The sequence below is a fragment of the Martelella mangrovi genome, assembly GCF_040545495.1.
GTDB classification, from domain to species: Bacteria; Pseudomonadota; Alphaproteobacteria; order Rhizobiales; family Rhizobiaceae; genus Martelella; species Martelella mangrovi.
In genome coordinates, this window is the sequence record NZ_JBEPLY010000006.1 from 176631 (window position 1) to 193450 (window position 16820).

14 protein-coding genes are annotated in these 16820 nt (G+C 60.2%); 3 read left to right on the forward strand and 11 right to left on the reverse strand.

The genetic code is table 11. The features are described 5' to 3' along the window. Window positions 1-160 precede the first annotated feature (160 nt). Both ABID12_RS10990 and ubiA read left to right on the forward strand, forming a co-directional pair. Window positions 161-1423 (forward strand): cyclopropane fatty acid synthase, encoded by a 1263-nt coding sequence (locus tag ABID12_RS10990; RefSeq protein WP_354434233.1) that lies wholly within the window; start codon window positions 161-163, stop codon window positions 1421-1423. 112 nt (window positions 1424-1535) lie between these two features. Continuing rightward, window positions 1536-2489, forward strand: coding sequence for a 4-hydroxybenzoate octaprenyltransferase (ubiA, locus tag ABID12_RS10995; RefSeq protein ID WP_354434234.1), 954 nt, complete (start codon window positions 1536-1538; stop codon window positions 2487-2489). A gap of 9 nt (window positions 2490-2498) precedes the next feature. On the opposite strand, the gene ABID12_RS11000 is transcribed toward ubiA, so the two are convergent. Both ABID12_RS11000 and glyS read right to left on the reverse strand, forming a co-directional pair. Further along, on the reverse strand, window positions 2499-3059 hold the full coding sequence (locus tag ABID12_RS11000; protein WP_354434235.1) for a DUF6101 family protein: 561 nt from the start codon (window positions 3057-3059) through the stop codon (window positions 2499-2501). 487 nt (window positions 3060-3546) lie between these two features. After that, window positions 3547-5817 carry a glycine--tRNA ligase subunit beta gene (gene glyS, locus ABID12_RS11005; protein ID WP_354434236.1) on the reverse strand — a complete coding sequence of 757 codons (2271 nt, stop codon included), beginning with the start codon at window positions 5815-5817 and terminating at the stop codon, window positions 3547-3549. Window positions 5818-5989: 172 nt separating this feature from the next. Between glyS and ABID12_RS11010 the strand changes: the two genes are divergently transcribed. After that, complete coding sequence (locus ABID12_RS11010) at window positions 5990-6559, forward strand: hypothetical protein (protein ID WP_354434237.1); 570 nt, start codon at window positions 5990-5992, stop codon at window positions 6557-6559. Window positions 6560-6564: 5 nt separating this feature from the next. Here the strand turns inward: ABID12_RS11010 and ABID12_RS11015 are convergent, their stop codons facing one another. The 9 genes from ABID12_RS11015 to ABID12_RS11055 form a co-directional block, all read right to left on the reverse strand. Beyond that, window positions 6565-8496: a DUF2207 domain-containing protein gene (locus ABID12_RS11015; protein WP_354434292.1), complete on the reverse strand. Its 1932-nt coding sequence runs from the start codon at window positions 8494-8496 to the stop codon at window positions 6565-6567. Window positions 8497-8566: 70 nt separating this feature from the next. Then, entirely contained in the window at window positions 8567-9820 is a 1254-nt protein-coding gene (locus ABID12_RS11020; RefSeq protein WP_354434238.1) for a 3-phosphoshikimate 1-carboxyvinyltransferase, read from the reverse strand. 42 nt (window positions 9821-9862) lie between these two features. Beyond that, window positions 9863-10426 carry a LemA family protein gene (locus ABID12_RS11025; RefSeq protein WP_354434239.1) on the reverse strand — a complete coding sequence of 188 codons (564 nt, stop codon included), beginning with the start codon at window positions 10424-10426 and terminating at the stop codon, window positions 9863-9865. A gap of 72 nt (window positions 10427-10498) precedes the next feature. Further along, window positions 10499-11443: a glycine--tRNA ligase subunit alpha gene (locus ABID12_RS11030; protein WP_106308206.1), complete on the reverse strand. Its 945-nt coding sequence runs from the start codon at window positions 11441-11443 to the stop codon at window positions 10499-10501. Between the two features lie 175 nt (window positions 11444-11618). Then, complete coding sequence (locus ABID12_RS11035) at window positions 11619-12377, reverse strand: aspartate/glutamate racemase family protein (protein ID WP_354434240.1); 759 nt, start codon at window positions 12375-12377, stop codon at window positions 11619-11621. A gap of 5 nt (window positions 12378-12382) precedes the next feature. Further along, window positions 12383-13201 carry an ABC transporter permease gene (locus ABID12_RS11040; RefSeq protein ID WP_354434241.1) on the reverse strand — a complete coding sequence of 273 codons (819 nt, stop codon included), beginning with the start codon at window positions 13199-13201 and terminating at the stop codon, window positions 12383-12385. Between the two features lie 3 nt (window positions 13202-13204). Continuing rightward, a complete protein-coding gene (locus ABID12_RS11045; protein ID WP_354434242.1) occupies window positions 13205-14107 on the reverse strand; it encodes an ABC transporter permease in 903 nt (300 codons plus the stop codon). A gap of 155 nt (window positions 14108-14262) precedes the next feature. Continuing rightward, window positions 14263-15555: an ABC transporter substrate-binding protein gene (locus ABID12_RS11050; protein ID WP_106308197.1), complete on the reverse strand. Its 1293-nt coding sequence runs from the start codon at window positions 15553-15555 to the stop codon at window positions 14263-14265. A 34-nt stretch (window positions 15556-15589) separates the two neighbouring features. Further along, on the reverse strand, window positions 15590-16678 hold the full coding sequence (locus ABID12_RS11055; RefSeq protein WP_106308194.1) for an ABC transporter ATP-binding protein: 1089 nt from the start codon (window positions 16676-16678) through the stop codon (window positions 15590-15592). Window positions 16679-16820 lie beyond the last annotated feature (142 nt).

Below are 16820 nucleotides of genomic sequence, written 5' to 3' on the forward strand. Positions count from 1 at the left end.
GCGCTTTACCGTTCTTTCAGGCCGAATTTCCTGCAAAATATTGAAATTAAAGTATTTATCCGTTTTCAGGCAAATGCAGCAAACTGCCTTGTTTCTTGGCATAAAACGAATATTGTACGATTAATAATATGTGACATTAGCAGGCATTCGGGGGATTGTGATGGCTTCACCGCTGTTCAACCTGATCGAAAAGATCATTAAAACCGGGACACTCAAGGTCAAGACGGAAACAGGGGAAATCACCACATTCGGAGATGGTACGGGCGATCCGGTCAGCGTGCGCTTCACGGACAGGCAAGCCCAGGACCTGATTGCCAAGGACCCCGCGCTCACCCTTGGCGAGATGTATATGCAGGGCCGCTTCCTGGTGGAAGAAGGCGATATCTACGACTTCCTGTCCCTCGTCCGGCGCAATACGCTCGATATCGTCTTCAGCCCGTTTATGGCGGCCAAACTGTTCTGGCGCATCGGTCTTGCGCAGCTTAATACGCATCTGCCGATCAACAAAAACCGCAAGAATGTTTCCCATCACTACGACCTGACGCCGCCGCTTTTCAGCCTGTTTCTCGACGACGACTGGCAATATTCCTGCGCCTATTTCGATCCGCCGGACATTTCGCTCGATGAGGCACAGCTTGCCAAGAAGCGTCATATCGCTGCCAAACTCAGGCTGAACGAAGGCCAGCGCGTGCTCGAGATCGGCTCGGGATGGGGCGGGCTCAGCATGTATCTCGCCGAAATGGCCGGTGTGGACTGTACCGGGATCACTCTGTCGCATGAACAGCATGGCATTTCGGAACGACGCGCGGCCAAACGCGGGTTGTCCGACAGGGTCCGGTTTCAGCTCCAGGACTATCGCACGATGAAGGCCAAGCCCTTCGACCGGATCGTTTCGGTCGGCATGTTCGAACATGTGGGTATCGGCCGCTACCGCAACTTCTTCGACAAATGTTTCGAACTGCTCGATGATGACGGCGTCATGCTGCTGCATTCGATCGGGCGCGATGTTGCCGGCCATGGCCACACCAACCCGTTCATCGAGAAGTATATTTTCCCCGGCGGCTATATCCCTTCGCTGGCGGAAGTGCTGCCGGCGGTGGAAAAATCCGGCCTTCTGGTGCGCGATACCGAAATCCTGCAGATGCATTATGCCCACACGCTGCGGGCATGGCGGAAACGTTTCGTCGCCCGCAAGGAAGAAGCCATCAAGCTTTATGACGAAAAATTCTTCCGCATGTGGGAATTCTATCTGGCCGGTTCGGAAATGGCGTTTGAATGGGACAAGATGTTCGTGTTCCAGATGCAGCTTTCCAAGAGCCAGTTTGCCACGCCGAACAACCGCCGTTATATGTTCGAGGCCGAGGAGAAGCTGAAGGCTGCGGAAGCCGGCAGGGCTCCTCTCGAACCGGTCGAATTCGACTAAGGCATTGCGTGCCCGCTGCGGCTCGCGCAGCGCTTTTTCCGGATTTTGCCAGACAGACGATGCATCGCCTTTGTGTGATGCGTTGGCTTCCAGCATGATGCGTTGAGGATTTATGGGCACTATCAGCGAGGATGACGGCCGCGTTTTCGATGCGCCGTCCGATAATTTCGTCTACAGCCTGCTGCCGCGCTGGCTCTGGCCCTATGCCCAGCTTGCGCGGTGGGACCGGCCGATTGGCTGGCAATTGCTGATGTGGCCCTGTTTCTGGTCGGCGGCAATGGCCGCCGGCGTGACGGCCAATGCCGGTGCGTTTCGGCCCGGCCAGTTCATTGCGCATCTGTTTCTGTTCTGGCTCGGCGCCGTGGCCATGCGTGGCGCCGGCTGCACCTATAATGATCTCGTCGACCACCGGATTGACGATCAGGTGGCGCGCACGCGCTCGCGGCCGCTGCCATCGGGTCGTGTGTCACGGCGGCAGGCCTGGATATTCATCCTGCTGCAGGCGCTGACCGGTCTTGCCGTGCTGCTGTCGTTCAATCTGTTTGCAATTCTGCTCGGTTTCGCATCGTTGGCGGTGGTTGCTGTCTATCCCTTCGCCAAGCGGTTTACCGACTGGCCGCAGTTCTTTCTTGGCCTTGCCTTTTCCTGGGGCGCGTTGATGGGCTGGGCTGCCGTTTTCGGCACGGTGTCGTTGCCGGCGGTTCTGGCTTATGTCGCGGCGATCTTCTGGACCATCGGCTATGACACGATCTATGCTCATCAGGACAAGGAAGACGATGCGCTGATCGGTGTGCGCTCCACGGCGCGGCTGTTTGGGGAAAAGACCAAGCCCTGGCTTATCGCCTTTTACAGCCTCGTGCTGTTGCTGCTGGCCACGGCGTTCAGCCTTGCCGGGCTGGGCTGGCCGGCCTTTGGCGGCCTCATCATTGCGGGTGCCATGCTGTTTTACCAGATCGTCGTTTTGAATATCGACGACGGCGACCAGTGCAAACGGTTGTTCGTGTTCAACAACTATGTCGGCATGGTGATTTTCGCCGGGCTCGTGGCCGCGATCTTTATTGGCTGAAACCGCCGCTCAGGCAGCGATCTCACGGCCCTTGACCTTCATCGTCACGCCGATCGGGCAATCGCGCAGGCGCATTGCAAGACGCTGGATGCTATGCGCGGCTGTACGTCGGGCCGGGCCCGCATCGTCATTGGCGGCAATCGCCTGATGCGGCTTGAAGTCGACCGGGCGGGCAACGCCGTCGGCCTCGACCATCATCATCGGAATATCGTAAAGCAGCGCCCAGTTCTGCCAGTCGGCCACAATCTCGCTCAGATCATGGGCGACAAGCAGCGGAATGCAGAGTTCGGGATCGGCGTGGTGCAGTTCCAGCGTCACGGTGATGCCGCCATCGGCGTGTGCGACGGCACGGGCGGCAACGCCCTTGAAGGCGCGGCCCGGCAGCGCGATGGAAAAGGGAAGGTTGCTGGAAGGCAGGTTGCGGCGGACAACGGCGCCGCGCTGATCGAGCTTGACGCCGATGCGGGTTTCGGCCCCCTTGGCGACGTAGGAGAATTTCTGCGGGAAATACGCGGGATCGATTCTGAGAACCGGTTCCTCACTCCCCCTCTTGACCTGCGAATTCGTCATCTGATCACCCTTTGGCTCTCTTGCCGGTATCCGGCTTTTTTCTGCGGACTTTTCCGTCCGTCTGAGGGCCATCATAGGCGCGGTTATTACCAGCCGCCTTAACAAGCAGGGTTAAGAAAATCCAACGCGCATGAATGGTTATCAAAATCCGATCTGTCAGGGTTGAGAGAGCGTGAACGCGTCGGTGAGGAAGCGTTAACTGCGGCGCGTAGGGGCCTTGGTTTTGGCAAAGAACGCGGGCAAGGCGCGCAAGCAAATCCCGACGTTTCGCTTACGCTTCTCCGTCACCCCGGACCTGATCCGGGGTCCAGGGCGACACGATACGTGCCTTCAGGAGTGTTTTGCGGCAATGTCTCGACAAACGGCCCTGGATGCCGGCTCAAGGCCGGCATGACGGACTGTAAAGGCTTTGCCATCAGCCTGGGTAATCCCCTTGAGGGGAGATTGACGGCCGCTTGCGCGGCCAGAATATTCAGCCGCGCCGACCTCAGCCGGAAAGCTTCGAGAAATCGGCCACCGTGCCGGTCGCCTCGCGGATCATCGCCAGCAGCGCCAGACGGTTGGCGCGCACGGCCTCGTCATCGGCATTGACCAGCACCTCCTCGAAGAAGGTGTCGACCGGGGCGCGCAGGGCCGAAAGTGCCTCCATGGCGGAGAAATAGTCTTCCTTCACCGAGGCTTCGCGCGCTTTGGCAGAGGCTGAAACGATGGCCTCGTAAAGCGCCTTTTCCGCATCCGTCTCGAAAAGCGTCGGATCGACCTTTTCGGCCACCCTGGTTTTCTTCTTCTCTTCCGCCGCCAGAAGCTGACCGGCGCGCTTTTCACCCGCCAGCAGGTTTTGGCCATCTTCGGAATCGAGGAATTTCGTCAGCGCCTCGACCCGGCGGGCAACCGTTTCCAGGTCGTCGGCGTCGGGCGAAAGCACCGCGTCGATCAGGTCGTAACGCGCGCCCATGTCGCGCAGGTAAACCTTGAAGCGGTCGTGGAAGAAGGAGAGGAGATCATTGGCAAGCGCTTCAATATCAGTTGAAACAACGGCCTTCCTATCCGGCTCGCCAACACCATATCCGCCTCCTGACAAAGCGACGAAATATTCGAACATGGTATCGCCAATGAAACCGCCCCCCCAGCCTTCAGGCGGAACGAACGGAGCTTGCAAAGTATTCGCGATTACCGACTTCAGCGGCAGACGCACGCCGCGTTCCAGAATGATGCGGATGACGCCGAGGGCGGCCCGTCTCAGAGCATAGGGGTCGCCGGAGCCGGTGGGCTTTTCGTCGATCGACCAGAAGCCGGTGAGGGTGTCGAGCTTGTCGGCCAGCGCCACCGTCAGCGAAACCTTGCTGCGCGGCACGACATCTGAGGGTCCGAGCGGCTTGTAGTGTTCCTCGACTGCGGCGGCGACATCGTCGCTTTCGCCCTGAAGGACTGCGTATTTGCGGCCCATCAGGCCCTGCAGCTCGGGGAATTCGCCAACGGCTTCCGTGCGCAGATCGGCCTTGGCCAGCACCACGGCGCGGTCGACGGCGGCGGCATCCGCGCCGACGATCGGGGCAAGTTTTGCCGCCAATGCGCGGATACGGGCGACCCGTTCGCCCTGGCTGCCGAGCTTGGCGTGGAAGGTGACATTCAGCGCGTCGAGCTTGGCCATGCGCTGGTCGAGCGGCTTTTTCAGGTCGAGGCCGAACTTTTCGGCCGAGGCCGTCAGCCCGTCCATATCCGGCAGGTCGCGCTGGTCGACATGCCAGAAATGCAGCGCATCGGAAAGCCGCGCGCGCACCACCTTGCCGTTGCCGTGGCAGATTTCCCTGCCTCCATCGGTGGCGGCGATATTGGCGACCAGAATGAACTTGTTGGTCAGCTTGTCATCGCCGTGTTTGCGGGTGACGAAGCATTTCTGGTTGGTCTTGATCGTCAGCCGGGTGATTTCATCGGGGATCTGCAGGAAATCCTGCTCGAATTCGCCAAGCAGCACCTGCGGATATTCGACCAGACCGGCGACCTCGTCCAGAAGCCCTTCGTCCTCCACCACGTCCAGCCCGTTTGCAAAGGCGAGATTGGCGGCATCGTCGCGGATGATGTGCTTACGGCGCTCGGCATCGAGAATGACGCAAGCCTTTTCAAGCCCTGCTGCGTAATCGTCGAAGCGCTTGACGGTGAAGGGTTCCGGCGCATGGAAACGGTGGCCACGGGTGATGTTCGAAGCGACAATGCCGTCGATCTCGAAATCGATGACCTCTGTTTCCTCGATCTCCGTACCGAAGGTGCAGACGATGGATTGCAGCGGGCGCACCCAGCGCAGCGAACCCGGCTCGGCGGATGCCGCCCCCCAGCGCATCGATTTCGGCCAGGGGAAATTGCGGATGATGCCGGGCATCACATCGCGGATGATGGCTTGCGCGTCGCGGCCGGGCTTTTCGATCACAGCCACGTAGAAATCGCCCTTTTTCGGGTCCGACTGGATTTTCGCCTCGGCGATATCGGAAAGCCCCGCGCCGCGCAGAAAACCGGCAAGCGCCTTTTCCGGCGCGCCGACGCGCGGACCCTTGCGTTCCTCGCGCACATCGGCGGAACGCGCCGTCAGCCCCTTGATGTTCAACGTCAGCCGCCGGGGGGTGAAGAATTCCTTGGCGCCCTCATAGGTCAGCCCCGCATCCACCAGCGCATCGGTGACAAGCTTCTTCAGGTCGCCGGCCGCCTTGGCCTGCATGCGGGCGGGGATCTCTTCGGAGCGGAGTTCAAGCAAAAGGTCGGGCATAGGAGCGGGCTTCTATCATGTTCTGGTCTATGTGGCGCCGGTGTTAGCAAGCTCCGCGAAAAAAGTCATCCGGCAATACTCGTTTTCGCGCTGTCGCCGGAAAAGAACCGCGTTTGCGCCCGTACCCGGCCGCATTTGTCGATATGCTGATGCGATATCGAGGAGAACAAATTTGCGTACCCTGTCCCTTTTACCGTTCCTGCTTGTGGCAGGCACATCCGCTTCCGCCGCCCCGCTGCTGCCGCAGGGGCATTTCAAAACCGAATGCCTGCCGATCGGCAAGAACGACCGCCACGGTTTCATTGCCGAGATCACGATTGAAGGCCGCGATATTTCAGCTTTCGCGCAAAGTTATGCCCATAATGATTGTGACGTGCCGACGGTGCAGGTCGATTATCGCGGCACAATCACCGCCGCCACCGGCAAGGATGATCGCGTCGACTTCACGCAGGAGACCGGTCGCTTTCTCTATACGCTGCTCGCCGATGACGTGACCGCCTATTACAACGCAAATGCCGACACCGCCGGATGCGGCATCGATGATTGGCAGACGGATGCGCCGCGCGACGTTACCGGACGCACCTGCGCCCCCAACGCCTTTCCGGAGGCCGGAACGGTGCTGAAGGACAGCCTTTGGGGCAATGACGACGCGATCCATTTCGGCCGCATGCCGATGGTCTGGGATGCCGCCGCCGGCTATCCCGAAGAACCATCGGCCATACGTTTCACCCGCGTGGAGTGAGCAGCCTACCAGCCGCCGCCACCACCACCGCCGCCGCCGCCGCCGGAAAAGCCGCCGCCGCCGGAAAAGCCGGAGGACGACGAGCTTTGTGTCGGCATCGACGACGACATGGTGGAGGCCATGGACGAGGAGAAGTTGCCGATGTCGCGCGACAGGCTGTCATGGCTGAACGTGCCATAATACCAGTGAGGCGAATAGTAGCCGGTCGTGCCTGCCGCAACGGCTGCGGTCAGCCATTTGTCGAAGGTTCTCGACCACGGCTTTTCGACACCGAGCGCGATGGCATAGGGCAAAAGCGTTTCGAAATGCTGCGGCGACATTTCCGGCGTGCCGGTCATATTCATCCGGTCGGCCTCGGCCAGCGTCAGGTATTGTTTCAGCCCGGCAATCTCGTCCATCTTCTTGCGGCCAGCGGGTGTCGGCGCGCCCATGGCAAAGAAGAACAGGACGTTCATCAGCAGGATGCCGCCGAGTGTGCCGACCAGCATCCAGTCATTCGGGCCAAGATCAGGGTTGACGATGGAGACGATCAGCCCGCCGACGATATGGATGATGAAAAACCCGACAAAGCCGGCGAGGAACAGCGCCTTGATCACCGATCCGACGGACCGGCCGCGCCGGCTGAACATCTTGGCAAAGACGCTTGAGAAAATGCCGATGAAGACGGCGGCGAAAACCGACATGAACAGAACCGGCGCGATTGCCAGATTGACAGAGCCGAAGGTAAACAGCGCCACGGCCGCCACAGCCGAAAGCGCGACCCCGCCGAGGGTATAGCCCAGGTTGGAAACGAAATAATCGCCGCGGTGCTCGTTGGTGATGGCGGAAGTGAACTTGCTCGCCATCGACGAGACCTTGGAGCTGTGCGCCTTGTCGACGATGAAGACCCCGCCGGCATCATCGACCGATTTCAGAAATGCCTTCTGTCCCGGCGGCAGGGTCGGGTCAAAAGGCTTGTCCGTGCGGGTGATCTTCATGCCCTTTTTCGGCTTGTCGATGGTGACAAAGCCCTTCACCGCCAGATCGACGGCCGTGGCGGCAATGGCATCAAAGCGCGACGTCCCGAAACCCTGATTTTCGATATAGGAGACGAGGGCGGGCGATAGGCCTTCCGGCGGATGCCAGCGCGGCACGATCACGCCCGGTTTCGGGTCGCGGCCGACCGAGGACCAAGACCAGTAATAATAGCCGAAAATCACCAGCAGGCCGATAATGCCGATGAAATAGTTGCGATAGTCACTCAGGAACCAGCCTGCGCTTTCGGAGACCGACGGCGCGTCGATCGCGCCTTTCGGCAAAGCCACGACCACGGAAAGCCCCTCTTGCGGTGCCAGTGGCGCCGTCGTCATGAAGGTAACGACATTGCCGTCGACCTGCGCCCGGGCGTCCTGTGCCGTCGAGCCGTAGGCCCCGGTATAATAGGTCACGTCATCAGGCGTGACGCCTTCCGGCAGGGTGATGCGGGCATAGGCCTTGTCGATCGGAAAGGCCCAGAAATTGCCGGTCGCGTTCCAGTAAACCTCGTCGTGATCGTCAAAATAACGGACCTGACGGTCGGTTTCGTAATTGATGACGAAGGAATATTCGCCGGGCGCCAGCCGCGTATCGGCGGAGCCGAGATAGATGCGGATGCCGTTGGTGATGCTTTCGGTGTGATAGGCCACCGGTTCGCCATCAAGCGAAACCGATTTGAGCTTGAAGGTCACATCGCCGGTGCGGCCGTCAGCGGTTTTGAAGCGCAGCGGAAAATCACGATAGATACCGCGCCGGATCTGGTCGCCCTCGGCATGGACGGTGATCATCTCGCTGACATCGTAAACGCCGGATTTCTTGACGGTCACATCGGAGACGAACTGCCGGATATATTCCGCCGCCTGCGCGTGGGAAAACGCGCCGAACGCCATGAAAAGAGCAAGAGACAGAATGGCAAACGCCATCCGTAGCGTGACTGTGACCCTCAGTTCCGTAAACCGGAGGCTTCGGTTCGCTGTCGCCATTATATTTCCTTCAGGTTTTGTATTCCACGCCGAGTGCGGCAAGCGCGTCCCAATAGCCCGGATAGGTCTTGCCCACGCAAAGCGGGTCCAGGATGGTGATGCCGGAAATCTTCAAACCGGCGAGCGCAAAGCACATGGCGATGCGGTGATCGGCGAATGTATCGATTTCAGCGGAAAGGCTCTGCCCGGCAAGCGCGGGATTGGCATGGACGATCAGGTCGTCGCCATCCTCCTCGGCAAGGCCCGCACGAATGTTGTTGAGGCCGAGGGACAGCGCACGGGTGCGGTCGCATTCCTTGACCCGCAGGTTCTCGATGCCGGTAAAGCGTACCGGATTTTCGTTGAAGGCAGCGAGAACGGCAAGGGTCGGAATCGCATCCTGCATCTGGCTGCCGTCGATTTCAGCCGGCATATGCGGAAAGGCGGCAATCACGTCATAGGCCTTGGCATCCGGCTGGGTGAATTTTTCCGCGGGCGTGCCGATATCAATCCTGCCGCCGGTGAGTTTTTCCGCCGCCCAGAGATAGGTCGCGGCCGAGGCATCCGGCTCGATATGGAAATCGGCGGCCTGGTATCCGGTTGGCAGAACCTTCCATGTCGCCTGATCCACCTGCTCGACCCTGGCGCCGAAGGCGGCCATGGCGTCGAGTGTGAGGGTGATATAGCCGCGCGCGCCGATTTCCGTGCCGGTGAGCGCGATGGTCACGGGTTCGGGCGCAAGCGGTGCGGCCATCAGCAGCGCGGAGACATACTGGCTGGAAAGCCCGGCATCGATCTCGACGCGGCCCGTGCCGAAATGACCATTGCCGGAGATGGTGACCGGCGGGCAGCCGGTCGGGGCCTCGGCATCAATGCCGAGCCGCTTCAGCGCGTCGACCAGCGGGCCGATGGGGCGTTTGCGCATATGCTCGTCGCCATCGACGGTGACCGTGCCATCGACGCTTGCCGCAGCGGCTGTCAGAAACCGCGTGGCCGTGCCCGCATTGCCGAGGAACAGCGGGCCGGAAGGCGCTTCGAGCCGGCCTGTGCCGGTCACCACGAATGTGGTCTCGTCAGGCTCATGGACGGTAACGCCCATTGCCCGCAACGCATTCGCCATATGCTTGGTATCGTCGCTTTTCAGTGCGCCCGTCAGCCGGCTTTTGCCTTTTGAAAGACCGGCGAGCAACAGCGCGCGATTGGTGATCGACTTCGAGCCGGGCGGGCTCACCTGCCCGTTCAGCGCGTGAGCGGGAGGGACGACGGTGACACGGTCTGCATTCATCCTCAAAAACTTTCTTCAAACCCCGCAAATAACGGGGCGTTGTCAGAACGAAACGTTCGGCACGGCGCGGTCCGCCGCATCCTCGATCTCGAAATAGTCGCGTTTTTGAAAACCGAACTGACCGGCGATGATATTGCTCGGGAAGCTCTCGACCCGGACGTTGAGATCACGGGTTGCGCCATTGTAATAGCGCCGGGCCATCTGGATTTCGCTTTCGGTTCTTTCCAGCGCCGCCTGCAGCTCGGAAAAATTCTGGTTGGCCTTGAGGTCCGGATAGGCTTCGGAAAGCGCGAAAAGCCGGCCCAGCGCCTGGGTCAGTTCGCCTTCGGCCTGGGCGCGTCCGGCGACATCGTTGGTGGCAACCGACTGCGCCTTGTTGCGCTTTTCAACGACCTCTTCCAGCGTGCCGCGCTCGTGGCTGGCATAGCCTTTGACGGTTTCAACGAGGTTGGGAATGAGATCGGCGCGGCGTTTGAGCTGCACGTCGATGCCGGACCATGCCTCTTCCGCCATCTGGCGGGCGCGGACAAGCGCGTTGTAAAGCGAGATGACGAAGCCGGCGAGGGCCCCGACGATGACGATGAGAATGATGAATGTCACAAGCATTGGCGCACTTCCGGGTTTGTGGGGTCGTCACAGGCGGACGATCTCGCATCCGTCCGTGACGCCTTCGGGACGTCAGGCTGCCTTGGGTTCAAATCCGCCCGCATCGGTCAGTAGATAGGCCTCGCCACAGGCCTTGGCCAGTGTGCGCACGCGCAGAATATAGCTCTGACGCTCGGTGACCGAAATCACGCCGCGCGCATCGAGCAGGTTGAAGATGTGCGAGGCCTTGATGCACTGGTCATACGCCGGGAACACGCATTTGTGCAGCATTCCGGGTTCGCCGGGGGCACCGGCGGCGAGCAGCGCCTTGCATTCGGCTTCCGCATCGAGGAAGTGCCGGTGCAGCATTTCGGTATTGGCGTATTCGAAATTGTGGCGCGAATATTCCTGCTCGGTCTGCAGGAAGACATCGCCATAGGTGACCTTTTCGTCGCCGTCTCGGCCATTGAAGTTGAGATCGTAGACATTGTCGACGCCCTGCACATACATGGCGATGCGCTCGAGACCATAGGTCAGCTCGCCGGCAACCGGCGCGCATTCGATGCCGCAGACCTGCTGAAAATAGGTGAACTGCGAGACTTCCATGCCGTCGCACCAGCATTCCCAGCCTAGACCCCAGGACCCGGTTGTCGGGTTTTCCCAGTCGTCTTCGACAAAGCGCACATCATGCAGCAGCGGGTCGAGGCCGATGGCCTTCAGCGAACCGAGATAAAGCTCCTGCAGGTCCGGCGGCGAGGGCTTCAGCAGAACCTGATACTGGTAATAATGCTGCAGCCGGTTCGGGTTTTCGCCATAGCGGCCATCGGCAGGACGGCGCGAGGGCTGCACATAACCGACATTCCAGCGTTTGGGACCGAGCGCGCGAAGCGTGGTCGAGGGATGCAGCGTACCGGCGCCCACTTCCATGTCATAGGGCTGCAGAATGGCGCAGCCCTTGTCGGCCCAGTAGGACTGGAGCGTCAGGATAAGCCCCTGAAAGGAGCGCTTGGGGTGCATATGGGGCGGTATTTCGGACATGGCCTACGGTCTCACTGGAAGAATGACCGGTGAGTGCCATTAAAGCGGGGAGGGGTCAAGTAGTGCTGCCCGCGCGAAAGACTTCGCAATCCGTTCATTGTGTTCGCGCGGTCGCGATGGATTGCCCGGGAGGATGGCGTCGCCGGCTTCTCCGCAGGCGTCGCCTCCCGGTTTTTCAACGGGTCGAAACCTCGCTGTTCAGGGTCTGCGGCGCAAAGGCCTCCAGCTGGCCGGTATATTTTTTGGCCACCGGGGTGGCGTAGGGACCGCGCTTTGCGGTGGAAAGGCCGAGCCCGACCAGCGCTTCGGCCTGCTTGACCGCTGCCGAAACGCCGTCGATGACCGGAAGGCCGAATTCGCGGGTAAGATCATGCGCCAGGTCGGCCATGCCGGCGCAGCCGAGTATGATGGCTTCAGCCCGGTCTTCGCGCGTTGCCGCGTCGATTTCGGAGCGCAGACGGTCGCGCGCGTTCGATTGCGGGTCTTCCAGAGACAGAACGGAGATATCGGCGGCGCGCACCCTTGCGCTGTCGGCCACGCCGTAGCGTTTCACCAGTTCCTCGATCGGGATGCGGGAGCGCTCCATGGTGGTGACGATCGTGAAACGGCGGGCAATGAAGCTTGCCATCTTCACCGCGGATTCACAGATGCCGACAACGGGAATATCCGCAAAGGCGCGTGCGGCATCGAGGCCGGTATCGTCGAAACAGGCGATCACGACGGCATCGGCGCCCGCCTTCTGCCCTTTGGCGATTTCCATCAGCAGGCCCGGAACCGCAAAGGCCTCATCGTAATAACCTTCGATGGAGACCGGTCCCATGGGGGAGGTGAGGGCCGAAATCTCGGTATCCCGGCCGGCCACCTGCAGCGCCGCATGGGCGATGGTCTGCGTCATGGACGCGGTGGTGTTGGGATTGACGACAAGAATGCGCATGCGAGTCAGCCTTTGGCGCGGCTGCGGCTGAGGTAACGGATCAGCCCCAGCGCAATGCCGATGACGGCGAAGGAGAAGACCGTCGTGACCGTGCCAAGCGCATAGAGCACGGGCGTCGTCACATTGGTCGTCATCGCCATGATTTCGAGCGGCAACGTATTGTAGGTGCCGGCGGTCAGAAGCGTGCGGGCAAACTCGTCATAGGACAGCGTGAAGCCGAACAGCGCAACACCGATCAGGCTGGGCGCGATCATCGGCAGGACGACATACCGAAATGCCTGCCACGACGATGCGCCGAGGTCCCGGGCAGCTTCCTCATAGGATGGCGAGAACCGGTTGAAGACCGCAAACATGATCAGAACCCCGAACGGCAGCGACCATGTCAGCTGCGCGCCGAAGGCGGACGTGAACCAGGCCGGCGCTATGCCCGATTGCTGGAACATGACGCCAATGCCGAGCGACACGATGATGGACGGCACGACGAGGCTTGCAATCGCCAGATAGAACAGAACGGTCGCGCCGACAAACCTGCGGCGGAAGGCAAGACCGGCCAGAAGCGAGACGACGACGGTGACGATCATCACCATCATTCCAAGCGTAAGGGACCGCTTGAAACTGCCGCCGAAATCGCCGACGGCCTGGGTTTCGAACAGATTGAAGAACCAGTGCAGCGAAACCCCGTTCAGCGGGAAGGTCAGGCCGCCGTTCGGCCCCTGGAACGACAGGATCAGGATTGCCGACAGCGGGCCGTAGAGAAACAGCACGAACAGGATGAAGAAGGCGGCCAGAATATAGAATTCGCGGGTGCGGTTTTCGCCGTTCATGGATCAAAGCTCCTTGCGAATATCGACGACGCGCAGGATTCCGGCGACCATCATCAACACGACGATCAGAAGCACGACGGCGTTCGCCGCCGCTCCCGGATATTGCAACAGCGACATCTGGTTGCGCATCATCAGCGCGACGGAGGCGCTCTGGCCGCCGGACATGACCAGCACGGTGATGAAATCGGCCATCACCAGCGTCACGACGAAAATCGTGCCGATTGCCATGCCGGGCTTGGCCAGCGGAATGATGATATTGGTGAGGATCTGGACGCCGGAGGCGCCGGCATCGCGCGCCGCCTCGATCAGGGCCCGGTCAATGCGGACCAGCGAATTGAAGATCGGCACGACCATGAACAGCGTATAAAGATGCACCATGGCCAGCACGACCGCGAAATCCGAATAGAGCAGCCATTCCACCGGTTCGCTGACAATGCCTGCGTTGACCAGTGCCGAATTGACGATGCCGTGACGCCCGAGAACCGGTATCCACGAAATCATGCGAATGATGTTGGACGTCAGAAACGGCACGGTGCAGATCAGAAACAGGATGGTCTGCATAGCCGCCGTGCGGATGTGGAAGGCGAGAAAATAAGCGACCCAGAAACCGATCACCAACGTGATGCCCCAGACCATGGCCGCATATTTGACCGTGTTGAGATAGGTCTTCCACGTGACCCAGGAGCCGAAGGTTTCGGCATAGTTGAAGGTGTAGAAACCGGGATACATCATCGCGAAGTCGTAATCCCAGAAGCTGACGACGGCGATCAGGATCAGCGGCAGAACCAGGAAGACGCCGAGAATGACGGCAAGCGGGGCGGCCTGCAGCCAGGAAATCAGTCCTGCCGACAGCTTCGGGCCCTTTCGGGGAAGCTTTTGCGGCTTGGCATTTGCGGTCGTGGTCATGGGCTCATCCGTTTTGTCGTTCGCCATGTCATTTCCAAAAGCCTCCGGTCGGGCCTTGGGGAAGGGCATGTCGTCTTTTTAGAGCCTTGCATGTCCGGCATGACCGGACGCAAAGAGCGGGAAGGAGCGGCAGGCGCCGCTCCCCCCGGTTTTCATTACGAAGCGATGAACTCGTTCCAGCGACGAACCATGTAGCGGTCCTCGTCCATGACGGAGTTCCAGCAGGCAACGTGGCCCATGCGCTCTTCGAACGAACCGCCGTCACGCACGGCGCCGGCTTCTTCCATGACCTTGCCCTCGGGCGACAGGATATCTTCGCTCGCCGGCTTGCCTTCGATCCAGTAGCCCCATTCATTGTCGGTCATGTACTGTTTTGCGGTGTCCATGCAGGCGGAATAGTAGCCCTGGCGGTTGAGGTAGGCGCCGACCCATCCGGAGAGATACCAGTTGATGTATTCGTAGGCGGCATCGAGCTGGGCGCCCTGAAGATGGGACGCGAGGCCAAGACCGCCGCCCCATGCGCGGTAGCCTTCCTTCAGCGGCTGATACTTGCACGGGATGCCCTTGGCGCGAACGGCGGCAACGGCCGGCGACCACATCGACTGGATGACCACTTCGCCCGACGACATCAGGTTGACGCTTTCATCGAAGGTCTTCCAGAAGGCGCGGAACTGGCCGTCCCGCTTGGTCTTGATCAGGAATTCGATCGTCTGGTCGATCTCGTCCTTGGTCATGTTGCCCTTGTCGCCATAGGTGATCTGGCCATCGGCTTCCATGATCATAGCGGCATCCATGATGCCGATCGACGGGATGTTGAGGATCGAGGTCTTGCCCTTGAAGGCGGGATCGAGAATGTCGGCCCAGGAGTTGATTTCGCGGCCGACGAGGTCGGGGCGGATGCCGAGCGTATCGGCGTTGTAGATGGTCGGAACCATCGTCATGTAACCGGTCTCGGACGAGGCAAAGGTCTTGTCGCCGGGGGCATTGACGAAGCCGACCGTATGCGGGGCGGTGCCCTGCGCGATTTCGCTGTCCGGCGTCAGCTTGCCAGTTTTGAACAGCGGCACGATATCGTCGTAATAGGTGAGGCGCTCGACTTCCATCGGCTGGATTACGCCGGTCGGCCAGATCTTTTTCAGGATCCAGTATTCGACATCGGCAATGTCGTAGGAATTCGGCTGGGTTGCGGCGCGCTGGGCGGCGGCGTCGGAATCCATCGCCGTCATTTCCAGCGTGATGCCGAGGTCTTCCTTGCACTTCTGGGCAACGGCATTGATGTTGGAAACGCCCGTGCCGAACTGGCGCAGCGTGATCGGGTTCTGCGCCCAGATTGTCGGGAAGCCGGTGATGGCGCCGGAGCCGATGGCGGTGCCGGTGGCGGCTGCGGCGGTCTTGAGCAGTTTGCGACGGGTCAGGCCCGAGGATTTCTTTTTCGAAGTGTCAGTCACGTTACAGTTCTCCTGTGAAGATCTTTGAAGACATTTATTGTTGTTTTTGTCCGAGAATGATCGCGTCATAGGCGTTCCAGTGAACGGAAACGGCCTCACCCACGCGAACAGGGGTTTCGAAGAAACGGGAATCGGAAAGAATGACGGTGAAATCCTCGACGCCGGCGCCGTTGAGGATCAGCTTCACCGTCGCGCCGAGATATTCGACGGTGGTGACGATGCCGGTAAAGCCAAGCCCCGGCGTTTCTGTCTTGCCGATGCGGATATGGTCGTTGCGCACCGCGATATCGGCTTTTTCACCGACCTCGGATGCGCGGCCGACGGCGGCGAACTGTCCGCCCTCGGCAACCTTGAGCATGATGCCGGCGCCGGTCTTTTCCGCAACCTTGCCGGAAATGACATTGTGATCGCCCATGAAACGGGCAACGAAAGCCGTGGCCGGTTTTTCGAATACCTCACGCGGGGTTGCCGCCTGCTCGATGCGGCCGTCATTCATCACCACGATCAGGTCGGCAAGCGCCATGGCCTCTTCCTGGCTGTGGGTCACATGAACAAAGGTGATGCCGAGCGATGTCTGCAGCTTTTTCAGCTCCGCGCGCATCTGCACCTTCAAAAACGGGTCGAGCGCGGAAAGCGGCTCGTCGAGCAGCAGGGCTTCCGGATCGGTGATCAGGGCGCGGGCAAGCGCCACGCGCTGCTGCTGGCCGCCCGAAAGCTGGGCGGGTCGCCGCTCGGCATAGGCCTCGAGCTGCATCAGCTTCAGCATGTCGAGCGCCTTTTCATTGCGCTCCGCCTTGGCAACGCCCTTCATCTTCATGCTGAAGGCGACGTTTTCGATCAGATCGAGATGCGGGAACAGCGCATATGACTGAAACATCATCGCCGTGCCGCGGCGCGCCGGCGGCAGGCCGGTGACGTTCTTGGCGCCGAGAAGGACATCGCCTTTCGATATCGACTCGTGGCCGGCAATCATCCGCAGCGTCGACGTCTTGCCGCAGCCGGACGGGCCGAGCAGACAGCAATAGGTGCCGGCGGGAATTTTCAGGTCAATGGCATCAACTGCAGTCGTGTGCCCGTAGATTTTGGATACAGAGGCAATCTCTATCGCGGCTGCTTTGGTCATCACAGGTCCCCGTTTCACTGGTAAACTGTGAAGCATCAAACGTGCCAGTTTGACGCATAAAATTTAGAGAATTGATTTTGCTGAATTAATTTATTCCTTGACGTCAGCGTAAACAGGCATGCGATGGTGCATGCGTAAAAAG

What these genes read in the sequence shown, in the direction of transcription:
- ABID12_RS11025 (WP_354434239.1), bottom strand. Translation starts at nt 10,426, where the DNA reads ATGCTTGTGACATTCATCATTCTCATCGTCATCGTCGGGGCCCTCGCC.
- ubiA (WP_354434234.1), top strand. Translation starts at nt 1,536, where the DNA reads ATGGGCACTATCAGCGAGGATGACGGCCGCGTTTTCGATGCGCCGTCC.
- glyS (WP_354434236.1), bottom strand. Translation starts at nt 5,817, where the DNA reads ATGCCCGACCTTTTGCTTGAACTCCGCTCCGAAGAGATCCCCGCCCGC.
- ABID12_RS11045 (WP_354434242.1), bottom strand. Translation starts at nt 14,107, where the DNA reads ATGACCACGACCGCAAATGCCAAGCCGCAAAAGCTTCCCCGAAAGGGC.
- ABID12_RS11015 (WP_354434292.1), bottom strand. Translation starts at nt 8,496, where the DNA reads ATGGCGTTTGCCATTCTGTCTCTTGCTCTTTTCATGGCGTTCGGCGCG.
- ABID12_RS11040 (WP_354434241.1), bottom strand. Translation starts at nt 13,201, where the DNA reads ATGAACGGCGAAAACCGCACCCGCGAATTCTATATTCTGGCCGCCTTC.
- ABID12_RS11030 (WP_106308206.1), bottom strand. Translation starts at nt 11,443, where the DNA reads ATGTCCGAAATACCGCCCCATATGCACCCCAAGCGCTCCTTTCAGGGG.
- ABID12_RS10990 (WP_354434233.1), top strand. Translation starts at nt 161, where the DNA reads ATGGCTTCACCGCTGTTCAACCTGATCGAAAAGATCATTAAAACCGGG.
- ABID12_RS11020 (WP_354434238.1), bottom strand. Translation starts at nt 9,820, where the DNA reads ATGAATGCAGACCGTGTCACCGTCGTCCCTCCCGCTCACGCGCTGAAC.
- ABID12_RS11035 (WP_354434240.1), bottom strand. Translation starts at nt 12,377, where the DNA reads ATGCGCATTCTTGTCGTCAATCCCAACACCACCGCGTCCATGACGCAG.
- ABID12_RS11055 (WP_106308194.1), bottom strand. Translation starts at nt 16,678, where the DNA reads ATGACCAAAGCAGCCGCGATAGAGATTGCCTCTGTATCCAAAATCTAC.
- ABID12_RS11000 (WP_354434235.1), bottom strand. Translation starts at nt 3,059, where the DNA reads ATGACGAATTCGCAGGTCAAGAGGGGGAGTGAGGAACCGGTTCTCAGA.